Source organism: Kitasatospora sp. NPDC091276 (genome assembly GCF_040684355.1).
In the GTDB taxonomy this organism is placed as follows: Bacteria; Actinomycetota; Actinomycetes; order Streptomycetales; family Streptomycetaceae; genus Kitasatospora.
Genome location: NZ_JBFBFU010000005.1, coordinates 345134 through 357190, shown reverse-complemented (window position 1 = coordinate 357190; position 12057 = coordinate 345134). Strand labels below are relative to the sequence as shown.

Below are 12057 nucleotides of genomic sequence, written 5' to 3'. Positions count from 1 at the left end.
GGCTCCCAGTAGACGACTGGGTTGATAGGCCGGATATGGAAGCCCTGTGAGGGGTGGAGTTGACCGGTACTAATAGGCCGAGGGCTTGTCCTCAGTTGCTCGCGTCCACTGTGTTGTTCTGAAACAACGACCCCAACCCGTTTGGTCACGGGGTTGGTGCGGTTGACAGTTTCATAGTGTTTCGGTGGTCATAGCGTGAGGGAAACGCCCGGTTACATTCCGAACCCGGAAGCTAAGCCTTACAGCGCCGATGGTACTGCAGGGGGGACCCTGTGGGAGAGTAGGACGCCGCCGAACAATTATTCCGAAAAGACCCCCTCCCGTCCGGGAGGGGGTCTTTTTGCGTTTCCGCGGCTTTGGAACTTCAAGGCCTCAGAGCTGGAGCTTGAATCCGACGTGCGACGGGACGAAGCCGAGCTTCTCGTAGAAGCGGTGGGCGTCGGTGCGGGTCGCGTCGGAGGTGAGCTGGACGAGGTCGGCGCCGAGTTCGCGGGAACGCTCGATCGCCCACTGGATCAGTTCGGTGCCGAGGCCGCTGCCCCGCTCGTCGGCGTGGATGCGGACGGCCTCGATGACGGTCCGGGTGGAGCCCTTCCGGGAGATGCCGGGGATCACGGTCAGCTGCAGGGTGCCGACGGTCCGGCCGGCGCGCTCGGCGGCGACCAGGTGCTGGTGCGGGTCGCCGTCGACGCGGGCGAAGGCGGCTCGGTACGGGGTGAGGTCGTCGGGGCTCTCGCGGGCGGCACCCAGGGCGTCGTCGGCGAGCATGGCCACTAGCGCCGGCAGGTCCTCTGCGGTGGCCCGGCGGATCGTCAGGTCAGTCATGATCAGAGGATAGGCGCGCCCTGTTTCCCCGCACCTCCGCCGCCACCGCCCGTAGAACCCCCTCAGGCCCCTTCTCGGGGGTGATTTGCCGTCACTCCCCGGGCTTGGCACTGGTGATGACGGCGAAGACGGCGCCGTGCGGGTCGTGGAACTGGGCGAGGCGGCCCACGCCGTGGACGTCCATGGCGGGGATCCGCACGGTGGCCCCGAGCTTGTCGGCGATGGCGAGGCTGGCGTCCACGTTGGGAACCTCGAAGTAGGGGAGCCAGTGCGAGGTGGTGCCGCGGGCGGTCTGTTCGGGGCCGAGCTGCATGATGCCGCCGTGGGCGTCGTCGCTGCCGGCGCCGGCGGGAGTGAGGACGGTGTAGGAGGTGCCTTCGAGTGGCACGTCCTGTTCCTGCCAGCTGAAGACGGTCCGGTAGAAGGTCTTGGCGCGTTCGGCGTCGACGCTGTAGCACTCGGCCCAGCAGAGGCTGCCCTCCTCGTTGACGACCTCCAGGCCGTGGGTGTCGTGCGGCTGCCAGACGGCGAACTCGGCGCCGGTCGGGTCGGTGTAGCCGGCCATCCGGCCCGCGGTGAAGACGTCGAAGGGGGTGAACCGGACGTGCCCGCCGGCCTGTTCGACGAGTTCGGTGGTGCGGTCGGCGTCGAGGGTGGCGAAGTACAGCGTCCAGGCGGGCAGGGAACCCTCCTCGGCGAGCGGGCCGAGGGCGGCGACCGTCCGGCCGTCGAGCTGGAAGAAGCCGTACCCGCCGGCTTCGGGGCCGGCCGGGTCGAAGGTCCAGCCGAACAGGGCGGTGTAGAAGTCGACGGAGGCCCGGGTGTCGGGACTGCCCAGGTCGAGCCAGTCGGGGGAGCCGGGGCGGAAGGAGGTGTTGAGCATGGGCACTGCTCCTCGGACGGGGCCCGTACGGGCGCGATCGTGCCCCCCTGCCCGTCCCAGCCTGGCACCTCGGCGGGGGCGCTGCACGGCGGGGGCGCTGCTCGGCGGGGGCGCTGCTCGGCAGGGGCCCGGAGGCGGTCCCGCCGCGGGGGTGGTCCGGCGCGGGTGCGGGCTTGTCGTGGCCGGGCGGTACGGTGCGTAACGAAAGGTCCACCCGTACCGGTCGAAGGGGGTCCCGGTGGCCAGGCAGGCGCAGTCGGGGCAGGAGGCGCCGCGCCAGCTCGCGCAGGTCGAGGGCGTGCTGGAGCGGATCACGTACGCCAACGAGGACACCGGTTACACGGTGGCCCGGGTGGACACCGGCCGGGGCGGGAACGACCTGCTGACGGTGGTGGGCGCGCTGCTGGGGGCCCAGGTGGGGGAGTCGCTGCGGCTGCACGGGCGGTGGGGCTCGCATCCGCAGTACGGGCGGCAGTTCACGGTGGAGAACTACACGACGGTGCTGCCGGCGACGGTGCAGGGCATCCAGCGGTACCTGGGTTCGGGGCTGATCAAGGGGATCGGGCCGCGGTTCGCCGAGCGGATCGTGGAGCGCTTCGGGGTGGACACCCTGGAGGTGATCGAGAACGAGCCGGGCCGGCTGATCGAGGTGCCGGGGCTGGGGCCGAAGCGGACGAAGAAGATCGCGGCGGCCTGGGAGGAGCAGAAGGCCATCAAGGAGGTGATGGTCTTCCTCCAGGGGGTCGGGGTGTCGACCTCGCTCGCGGTGCGGATCTACAAGCAGTACGGCGACGCCTCGATCGGAGTGGTGAGGAACGAGCCGTACCGGCTGGCGTCGGACGTGTGGGGGATCGGCTTCCTGACGGCGGACCGGATCGCCCAGGCGGTGGGGATCCCGCACGACAGCCCGGAGCGGGTGAAGGCGGGCTTGCAGTACGCGCTGTCGCAGAGCAGCGACCAGGGGCACTGCTACCTGCCGGAGGAGCGGCTGATCGCGGACGGCGTGAAGCTGCTGCAGGTGGACGTGGGCCTGGTGATCGACTGCCTGGCGGAGCTGGTCGCGGCGGAGGGGGTGGTGCGGGAGTCGGTGCCGGGGGAGGCGGGCGAGGCGATCACCGCGGTGTACCTGGTGCCGTTCCACCGGGCGGAGGTCTCGCTGGCCAACCAGCTGCTGCGGTTGCTGCGTTCGGATTCCGACCGGATGCCGTGGTTCGGCGGGGTGGACTGGCCGGTGGCGCTGGAGTGGCTGGCGAAGCGCACCGGGGCCGATCTCGCGCCGGAGCAGGAGCAAGCGGTGCGGCTGGCGCTGACCGAGCGGGTCGCGGTGCTGACGGGTGGTCCGGGCTGCGGCAAGTCGTTCACGGTGAAGTCGATCGTGACGCTGGCGCTGGCCAAGCGGGCGAAGGTGGTGCTGGCGGCGCCGACCGGGCGGGCGGCGAAGCGGCTGGCGGAGCTGACCGGGGCGGAGGCCTCGACGGTGCACCGGCTGCTGGAGCTGAAACCGGGCGGGGACGCCGCGTACGACCGGGACCGGCCGCTGGACGCCGATCTGGTGGTGGTGGACGAGGCCTCGATGCTGGATCTGATCCTGGCGAACAAGCTGGTCAAGGCGGTGCCGCCGGGGGCGCACCTGTTGTTCGTGGGGGACGTGGACCAGCTGCCGTCGGTGGGCGCCGGCGAGGTGTTGCGGGATCTGCTGGCGGAGGGCGGCCCGATCCCGTCGGTGCGGCTGACCAGGATCTTCCGGCAGGCCCAGCAGTCGGGGGTGGTGACGAACGCGCACCGGATCAACGAGGGGAGGCCGCCGCTGACGGACGGTCTGCCGGACTTCTTCCTGTTCGCGGAGGACGACGCGGAGCTGGCGGCCGGCCTGACGGTGGACGTGGTGGCGCGGCGGATCCCGCAGCGGTTCGGCTTCGACCCGCGGCGGGACGTCCAGGTGCTGGCGCCGATGCACCGGGGTCCGGCCGGGGCGGGGAACCTGAACACGCTGCTCCAGGGGGCGGTGACGCCGGCCCGGGAGGGGCTGGCGGAGCGGCGGTTCGGCGGGCGCACGTTCCGGGTGGGGGACAAGGTCACGCAGGTGCGCAACAACTACGACAAGGGGCGCAACGGGGTCTTCAACGGCACAGTGGGAGTGGTGACCGCCCTCAGCGTGGACGACCAGCGGTTGACGGTGCTCACCGACGAGGACGAGGAGGTGCCGTACGACTTCGACGAACTGGACGAGCTGGCCCACGCGTACGCGGTCACGATCCACCGCTCGCAGGGCAGCGAGTACCCGGTCGTGGTGATTCCGGTCACCATGTCCGCTTGGATGATGCTCCAGCGAAACCTGCTCTACACCGCTGTGACCAGGGCCAGGAAACTGGTGGTACTGGTGGGGTCACGGAAGGCGATCGCCCAGGCCGTGCGAACCGTCAGTGCAGGTCGACGGCATGCGGCGCTCGATCATCGACTGGCAACTGGATGATTATCCAACAGGATGGTTGCCTCTAATGTTCTCTTGACGTGAAGAGATTTACGGCAGAGCCTAGGGTGGTGCCGATCTTGTCCGGTTCGTACCGGCTGCGGCAGCAGGTTTTGTAGGGGCGGGCCCTTTCGGGCCACCCCGGGTGCGCGGCTGTCCTCCAGATGGGGGATGGTAGAGACAGTCAGGGCACCTTGGAAGAGGATTCATTTCGTCGGTGAGGAAGACGTGAGCGACAACTCGGTAGTACTGCGGTACCAGGACGGCGAGTACGAGTACCCCGTCGTCGAGAGCACTGCGGGCAACGCCGGCTTCGACATCTCGAAGCTGCTCCCGCAGACCGGCCTGGTCACCCTGGACAACGGCTTCGGTAACACCGCCGCGTACAAGTCCGCGATCACCTTCGTGGACGGTGACAACGGCATCCTGCGGTACCGCGGCTACCCGATCGAGCAGCTCGCAGGGCAGGGCGGCTTCATCGAGACCGCGTACCTCCTGATCAACGGTGAGCTGCCCAACGCGGACCAGCTGGCCGAGTTCAACCGCGAGATCACCCAGCACACCCTGCTGCACGAGGACGTCAAGCGCTTCTTCCAGGGCTTCCCGCGGGACGCCCACCCGATGGCCATGCTGTCCTCGGTGGTCGGCGCGCTCTCCACGTTCTACCCGGAGAGCCACAACCCGTTCGACGCCGGCCAGCGCCACCTGTCGACCGTCCGCCTGCTCGCCAAGCTGCCGACGATCGCCGCCTACGCGTACAAGAAGGCGATGGGCCAGCCCTTCGTCTACCCGCGCAACGACCTGAGCTACGTCGAGAACCTCCTGCGGATGACCTTCGCCGTCCCCGCCGAGGACTACGAGCTCAACCCGGTGATCGTCAACGCCCTGGACAAGCTGCTCATCCTGCACGCGGACCACGAGCAGAACTGCTCGACCTCCACCGTGCGCCTGGTCGGCTCCAGCCACGCCAACCTGTTCGCCTCGATCTCGGCGGGCATCTCGGCGCTCTGGGGCCCGCTGCACGGCGGCGCCAACCAGGCCGTGCTGGAGATGCTGGAGAGCATCCAGAAGGACGGCGGCGACGTCGACGCGTTCATCACGAAGGTGAAGAACAAGGAAGCCGGCGTCAAGCTGATGGGCTTCGGCCACCGCGTCTACAAGGCCTTCGACCCGCGCGCCGCGCAGGTCAAGCTGCTCGCGCACGAGGTCCTCGGCCAGCTCGGCAAGAACGACGAGCTGCTGAACATCGCGCTCAAGCTGGAGGAGCACGCCCTCAAGGACGACTTCTTCGTCTCGCGCAAGCTCTACCCGAACGTGGACTTCTACACCGGCCTGATCTACCGCGCCATGGGCTTCCCGACCAGCATGTTCACCGTGCTGTTCGCCCTCGGCCGGCTGCCGGGCTGGATCGCCCACTGGCACGAGATGATCAACGACCCGACCAGCCGGATCGGCCGTCCGCGCCAGATCTACACCGGCGTCGAGATCCGCGACTACGTCGCCCTCGGCGACCGCTGACGCTGCACCCGGAAGGGCCCGGTCGCCAGATGGCGGCCGGGCCCTTCCGCGTCCCCGTGCGGTGGGCCCGGGTGGGCGCCCGCGCGGGGACGGAACCGTACGGCGCACGACTCCGGGGCCGGGCCGAAGCCGGGGACGGCCGCTCAAAGCGTCCCTGACCCGCCGCAACCCCGGCGTCGTGCGCGAAGGCCGTCAAGGTCGACGACCGTCCCGGGGCCCGCCGGAGCCCCGTCGGCGGCAGTCGGTGGAAGCGCGGGGACGCATTGCCGTTCGTCGCGTCTCCGCCCATCGGAAAACTGCCGCACTACCAACCTAAGACGTATCAGGGTGCGAGAAGTTACGCCCGGGGGGTGTGAGCTGCCTCTCGCCACGCTCCGTGTGCACGTCGTGCCGAGCCCATATCACACGTTCCCGCGCGCGCGACGTCACCCTCCCCGCAGTCACGGCAACCGAGCGTGATAGGAATCGTGGCATTCCGGTACGGACCGTCCCGCACCCTCGCAGCGTGGCGGCGGAGCTGGGGAGGGAGTGCGCAGATGGCCAGGAACGTCGTTGTCACCGGCGGTGGCACGGGAATCGGGTACGAAGTCGCGCGGCGGTTCGCCGAGGCGGGCGAACGGGTCGTGATCGTGGGCCGCCGCCGCGCGGTCCTGGAGAAGGCCGCGGCGGACCTCGGGCCGAACGTCACCCCGCTGGTGTGCGATCTCGCCGACCCCGATGCCGTCGAGGCCGCGCTCGCCGAACTGCCCGATCGGATCGACGTCCTGGTCAACAACGCCGGCAGCCGGGAGACCGTGATCGGTGCGGGGCCGCACGCCCTGCTGGCCCGCTGGCGCGGCGACTTCGAGCGCAACGTGCTGACCGTGGTGCTGCTCACCGAGTCGATCCGGGACCGGCTCACCCCCGGCGCCGGCCGGGTGGTCACCATCAGCTCGATCGCCGCCCTGCGCGGGGCCGGCTCGTTCGGCGCGGCGAAGGCCTCGCTGCACGCCTGGAACCACTTCCTGGCCGCCCAGTTGGGCACCTCCGGGATCACCGCCAACATCGTCGCGCCCGGGACGGTGGCCGGCACCGAGTTCTTCGGCCCCCGGCTGGACGAGGCCGAGGTCTCCCGCCGGGCGGCCCGCACCCTGCTGGGCCGGATCGGGGAGACCGGTGAGGTCGCGGCCGCGGTCTACTTCCTGGCCTCGCCCGAGGCCGGGTTCATCACCGGCGAGATCCTGCACTGCAACGGCGGCGAGCTGCTCGGGCGCTGACGCGTCGGCGCGTTGGCGCTGGGAAGGGCCCGGACCGGGCGGTCCGGGCCCTTCCGCGTCGCGTGGGCGGGTCAGGCGGGCTGGAAGCGGCGCAGGCGCAGGCTGTTGGTGACCACGAAGACCGAGGAGAAGGCCATCGCGGCACCGGCGATCATCGGGTTGAGCATCCCGGCCGCGGCCAGCGGCAGGGCGGCGACGTTGTAGCCGAAGGCCCAGCACAGGTTGCCCTTGATGGTGCCGAGCGTGCGGCGGGAGAGCCGGATGGCGTCGGCCGCCGAGCGCAGGTCGCCGCGGACCAGGGTGAGGTCGCCGGCCTCGATCGCGGCGTCGGTGCCGGTGCCCATCGCCAGGCCCAGGTCGGCCTGGGCGAGGGCGGCCGCGTCGTTGACGCCGTCGCCGACCATCGCCACGACCCTGCCCTCGGCCTGGAGCCGCTTGACGGTGGCGACCTTGTCCTGCGGCATGACCTCGGCGATGACGTGCTCCGGGGCGATGCCGACCTCGGCGGCGACGGCCTCGGCGACCGCCCGGTTGTCGCCGGTCAGCAGCACCGGACGCAGGCCCAGCGCGCGCAGCCGGGCGATCGCCTCGGCGCTGGTCGGCCTGACCGCGTCCGCGACCTCCAGGACGGCCCGGGCCTCGCCGTCCCAGCCCACCGCGATCGCGGTCCGCCCGGCCGCCTCGGCCGCGGCCTTGGCGCGGGCCAGGACGGGCGGCAGGTGCTGGGCCCGGTCGGCGAGCAGGGCCTCGCGCCCGGCCACCACCGCCCGGCCCTCGACGACGCCCTGCACGCCCCTCCCGGGGAGGTTGCGGAAGTCCTCGACCGGCGGCAGCGCGCCGGTCCGCTCCGCGGCGGCGGTGGCGATGGCTGCGGCGATCGGGTGTTCGGAGGCGTGCTCCAGGGCGCCGGCCAGGCGCAGTGCCTCGGTCTCGCCGACGCCCTCGGCGGTGTGCACCGCGAGCAGGGTCATCCGGCCGGTGGTGACGGTGCCGGTCTTGTCCAGGACGACGGTGTCGACCTTGCGGGTGGTCTCCAGCACTTCGGGGCCCTTGATCAGGATGCCCAGCTGGGCGCCGCGGCCGGTGCCGACCATGAGCGCGGTCGGGGTGGCCAGGCCCAGGGCGCACGGGCAGGCGATGATCAGCACGGCCACGGCGGCGGTGAACGCCTCGGTGGGGCTGTCGGAGGCCAGGAGCCAGCCGACCAGGGTGGCGAGCGCGAGCAGGATGACGACCGGGACGAAGACGGCGGAGATCCGGTCGGCGAGGCGCTGGGCGGCGGCCTTGCCGTTCTGGGCCTCTTCGACCAGTCGGGCCATCCGGGACAGCTGGGTGTCCGCGCCGATCCGGGTGGCCTCGACGACCAGCCGGCCGCCGGCGTTGACGGTGGCGCCGGTGACCTGGTCGCCGACGGAGACCTCGACCGGTACGGATTCGCCGGTGAGCATCGAGGCGTCCACCGCCGATCCGCCCTCGACCACCGTGCCGTCGGTGGCGATCTTCTCGCCCGGCCGGACCACGAACCGGTCGCCCACGGCCAGGCCGCCGACCGGGATCCGGACCTCGGCCCCGCCGCGCAGCACGGTGACGTCCTTGGCGCCGAGGTCGAGCAGGGCGTGCAGGGCGGCCCCGGCCCGGCGCTTGGAGCGGGCCTCCAGGTGGCGGCCGAGCAGGATCAGCACGGTGACGGCGGCGGCCGTCTCCAGGTAGAGGGTGGACGAGGCGTCGGTGTCGCCGATCGCCAGTGAGAAGTCGTGGTGCATGCCGGGCAGGCCCGCGTGGCCCCAGAACAGTGCCCAGAAGGACCAGCCGAAGGCGGCCAGGGTGCCGAGCGAGACCAGGGTGTCCATGGTCGCGGCGCCGTGCTTGAGGTTGGTCCAGGCGGCGCGGTGGAACGGCAGGCCGCCGTAGACCACGACCGGGCCGGTGAGGGCGAAGGCGAGCCACTGCCAGTTGGCGAACTGGAGGGCCGGGATCATCGACAGCATGACCACCGGGACGCTGAGGACGGCGCTGATCAGCAGCCGGTCGTACAGCGGGTCGGCGGTGTCGGTACCGGCACCGCTACTGGCGTCGGCGTCGGCGCCGGTCGGGAGGGCGGGGGCCGGGGGCGGCGGGAGCTCGGCGGTGTAGCCGGTGCGCTCGACGGTGGCGATCAGGTCCTCGACCGTCACCCCGGGGCCGTAGTCGACCCGGGCCTTCTCGGTGGCGAGGTTGACGGTGGCTTCGACGCCGTCCATCCGGTTGAGCTTCTTCTCGATCCGGGTCGCGCAGGAGGCGCAGGTCATGCCGCCGATCGACAGCTCGACCCGGTCCCGGACCCCGGGGGTGCCCTGGACGCCGGGGGCGGTGGTGACCAGTTCGCTTCGCTCGCTCATGCGGATCGGCTCCTCGGCAGCTCCTCGGTGGGGGTGTACGGCGGGGTCCGCTGCCCGGGCCCCGCCGTACCGGGTGTGCAGGGAGGCCTAGGCGCTGCGGCCGACCAGTTCGTAGCCGGCCTCGTCGACGGCGCTGCGGACCTGGTCGTCGTCCAGCGGGGCGAGGGAGGAGACCGTCACGGTGCCGGCCTTGGAGTCGGCGGCGACCTCGGTGACGCCGGTGAGGGCGGAGAGTTCCTCGCTGATCGCCTTCTCGCAGTGGCCGCAGCTCATGCCGGTCACGGTGTAGGTGGTGGTGCTGGACATCCGGGCCTCCGGGAGGTGTGGCGCCCCGGGCGTCGGCCCGGGCTCTACTCTGACAACACCATACCCCTCAGGGGTATTTCCGGGAGGGGCGGGTGAAGTGGCGCGCGTCACGGACGCGTGCGCCGGTCGAGCGTATGCGCCGGACCGCCTCAGGCCGGGGAGGCCGGGAGCTGGGCCGGGATCGGCGCGCGCTCGCGCCGGATCAGCAGCCGCAGCCAGAGCAGCCCGCCCAAGGAGACCACGAGCAGCCCGGCCGTGTCGTAGAGGGTGTACAGGTGCACCTGCTCGCTGGTGGGATCGGGCATGTGGCCGAGCTCGAACAGCGCGTGCTGCCAGGAGCTCGCGGTGGTCTTGGCGACCAGCCAGACGGCGATGCCGCTCGTGCTGTCCCAGAGCGCGTGCAGCAGCGATACGCCCAGGTAGGTGACGACGACCGGGGTGGTGAAGCGGAAGCGCCCGCCGCGGCGCTCGCTGAACAGCACCCCGCCGATGATCGCCGTCCACAGGATGTGGCCGACCGGCGCGAGCACCCCGCGCAGGATCTCCGTCTCGACCAGGTCCTCGAGCGAGAGTCCCTGGATGCTCAGCACGGCGTTGAACGCGTACCCGGCGCTCTCGAACGCGGCGAACCCCGCGCCGACGGTGGCGCCGAGCACCAGCCCGTGCCGCAGCCCGCTGACCCGCAGCCGGCGGCTCACCATGACCAGGGCGGCCAGCTTGGCCGCCTCCTCGATCAGGCCGACGGTGACGTACATCCAGGCCGAGGGCGAGACCAGGTAGCTCTCCAGCACCGAGGCGCCCAGGACGCCGATGATGCCGCCGATGCCGAAGCAGGCGAAGAGCCGGTCCGGGCCGAGGTCGCCGGCGTAGTGCTCGTAGGCCCAGATCACCAGGGTGGCCGGGACCAGGAAGCTGCCGAGCAGCACGATCGTCGGGACGAGGTTGCTGTTCCCGGTGAGGAACGTGACGACGACGGTGGCGCCCCAGAGCAGCAGGCCGACGGCGAAGACCTTCAGCCAGTGGTCGGACGTGGCCGTCGTGCGGGCCGGGGCGTCGGAGATGCGGGGGGTGTTGCGGTAGCCGGACACCGGACGGGGCCTCCTCGGGGTAGCCGCTTTGGTCGAACTGTATGACAAATAGGGCATTTGGGGGCGATCGGGGCGCTCGTGCGGCGGGTCGGCGGACGCGGTGGACGGACACGCGGTAGGCGGGCGGGTGGGCGCCGCGAACGTCCCTTATGTTCGGTATGTGTTCCCGACCCGCCGTGCCCAGTCCCCCTCGGCCCCCAGCGCCGCCGGGCTGCCGCCGGACCGGCGGCGCGGCGCCCTGCTGGCCGCCGACCTCCAGGACGTGCCGTTCTGGCGGCGCGCCAGCCCGGCGCTGCTCGCCGTGCTCCTGGTCGCACTCGCTGACCTCCTCTCCGGCAAGGACCGCTACCTGGCACCGCTGATGACCGTCGTCCCGGCCGCCGCCGCGCTCACCCTCAGACCGGGCGAACTGCTCGCCGTCTGCGCGCTCGGTCTGCTCGCGGTCTTCGGGCTCAGCCACTACGACCAGGTCGACAACATCAACGACGCACGCTTCCTTTACGGTGCGATGGTCAGCTACGCCGTGCTGACGGTCTTCTCCGCCTGGGTCGCCAAGATCCGGATGCGGCGCGCGGCGGCCTTCGCGGCCGTCAGCTCCGTCGCCGAGGCCGCCCAGCGGGCCCTGCTGCAGCTGCCCGGGCCGGCCGTCGGGCCGCTGCGGCTGGCCGTCCGGTACGTGTCGGCGGCCGACGCCTCACGGATCGGCGGGGACCTGTACTCGGTGCTGGAGACGCCGCACGGCACCCGGGTCGCGGTCGGGGACGTCCGGGGCAAGGGGCTCTCCGCCGTGCAGACCGCGGCCGTGGTGCTGGGCGCGTTCCGGGAGGCCGCGTACGACGAGGCCGGGCTGCGGGGCGTCGCGGCGCGGATCGAGGCCAGCGTCGAGCGGCACGTCCCGGACGGGGAGTTCACCACCGCGCTGTTCGCGGAGTTCCGCACGCCCGGGGTGATGGAACTGCTGCAGTACGGGCACGTTCCGCCGATCCGCGTCGACGGCGACGGGCGGGCGCACGTGCTGGACGCCCCCGACCCCTGGGTGCCGCTCGGCCTCGGACGGCTGGCGGCCGGCGAACCGGCCAGCTGGGACCAGCCGTTCGGGGCGGAGGACGTCCTGGTGCTCTGCACGGACGGGGTGGTCGAGGCGCGGCACCGCAAGAGCGGGGAGTTCTACCCGCTGGCGGAGCGGGTCGGGCCGCTGGTGCGGGGCGCCACGCGGTCGGAAGGGGATCTGGAGGCGGCGGTGGGGCGGGTGTACGCGGACCTGCTCGCGCACACGGGCGGGGAACTGCGGGACGACGCCCTGCTGCTGCTGATCGCCAGGACGGACGGCTGA

9 protein-coding genes and 1 rRNA gene are annotated in these 12057 nt (G+C 71.7%); 5 read left to right on the top strand and 5 right to left on the bottom strand.

Annotation, left to right across the window (positions count from 1 at the left end):
• The first annotated feature begins 180 nt into the window (after positions 1–180).
• Positions 181–297, top strand: a 5S ribosomal RNA gene (rrf, locus tag AB0O19_RS09190).
• Between the two features lie 75 nt (positions 298–372).
• On the opposite strand, the gene AB0O19_RS09185 is transcribed toward rrf, so the two are convergent.
• Together AB0O19_RS09185 and AB0O19_RS09180 are read right to left on the bottom strand one after the other, a co-directional pair.
• Positions 373–825 carry a GNAT family N-acetyltransferase gene (locus AB0O19_RS09185; protein WP_363618837.1) on the bottom strand — a complete coding sequence of 151 codons (453 nt, stop codon included), beginning with the start codon at positions 823–825 and terminating at the stop codon, positions 373–375.
• 91 nt (positions 826–916) lie between these two features.
• On the bottom strand, positions 917–1708 hold the full coding sequence (locus tag AB0O19_RS09180; protein ID WP_363588568.1) for a VOC family protein: 792 nt from the start codon (positions 1706–1708) through the stop codon (positions 917–919).
• 238 nt (positions 1709–1946) lie between these two features.
• On the opposite strand from AB0O19_RS09180, the gene AB0O19_RS09175 reads away from it, so the two are divergent.
• From AB0O19_RS09175 to AB0O19_RS09165, 3 genes are all read left to right on the top strand, one after another.
• On the top strand, positions 1947–4181 hold the full coding sequence (locus AB0O19_RS09175) for an ATP-dependent RecD-like DNA helicase (RefSeq protein WP_363618836.1): 2235 nt from the start codon (positions 1947–1949) through the stop codon (positions 4179–4181).
• Positions 4182–4406: 225 nt separating this feature from the next.
• Positions 4407–5696, top strand: a complete 1290-nt coding sequence (locus AB0O19_RS09170; protein WP_363618835.1) for a citrate synthase — start codon at positions 4407–4409, stop codon at positions 5694–5696.
• Positions 5697–6232: 536 nt separating this feature from the next.
• Positions 6233–6952, top strand: a complete 720-nt coding sequence (locus AB0O19_RS09165; RefSeq protein ID WP_363618834.1) for an SDR family oxidoreductase — start codon at positions 6233–6235, stop codon at positions 6950–6952.
• A gap of 71 nt (positions 6953–7023) precedes the next feature.
• On the opposite strand, the gene AB0O19_RS09160 is transcribed toward AB0O19_RS09165, so the two are convergent.
• The 3 genes from AB0O19_RS09160 to AB0O19_RS09150 all read right to left on the bottom strand — a co-directional run bounded on the left by AB0O19_RS09160 (position 7024) and on the right by AB0O19_RS09150 (position 10724).
• On the bottom strand, positions 7024–9330 hold the full coding sequence (locus AB0O19_RS09160) for a heavy metal translocating P-type ATPase (protein ID WP_363618833.1): 2307 nt from the start codon (positions 9328–9330) through the stop codon (positions 7024–7026).
• 87 nt (positions 9331–9417) lie between these two features.
• Positions 9418–9747 (bottom strand): heavy-metal-associated domain-containing protein, encoded by a 330-nt coding sequence (locus tag AB0O19_RS09155; protein ID WP_363588576.1) that lies wholly within the window; start codon positions 9745–9747, stop codon positions 9418–9420.
• 38 nt (positions 9748–9785) lie between these two features.
• Positions 9786–10724: a PrsW family glutamic-type intramembrane protease gene (locus AB0O19_RS09150; RefSeq protein WP_363618832.1), complete on the bottom strand. Its 939-nt coding sequence runs from the start codon at positions 10722–10724 to the stop codon at positions 9786–9788.
• 160 nt (positions 10725–10884) lie between these two features.
• Here AB0O19_RS09150 and AB0O19_RS09145 point away from each other — a divergent pair, with 160 nt between their 5' ends.
• Positions 10885–12057, top strand: coding sequence for a PP2C family protein-serine/threonine phosphatase (locus AB0O19_RS09145; protein WP_363618831.1), 1173 nt, complete (start codon positions 10885–10887; stop codon positions 12055–12057).

Excerpts from the sequence above, each read along its gene's own strand:
- AB0O19_RS09180 (WP_363588568.1), bottom strand. The coding sequence starts at position 1,708 with ATGCTCAACACCTCCTTCCGCCCCGGCTCCCCCGACTGGCTCGACCTG.
- AB0O19_RS09185 (WP_363618837.1), bottom strand. The coding sequence starts at position 825 with ATGACTGACCTGACGATCCGCCGGGCCACCGCAGAGGACCTGCCGGCG.
- AB0O19_RS09160 (WP_363618833.1), bottom strand. The coding sequence starts at position 9,330 with ATGAGCGAGCGAAGCGAACTGGTCACCACCGCCCCCGGCGTCCAGGGC.
- AB0O19_RS09165 (WP_363618834.1), top strand. The coding sequence starts at position 6,233 with ATGGCCAGGAACGTCGTTGTCACCGGCGGTGGCACGGGAATCGGGTAC.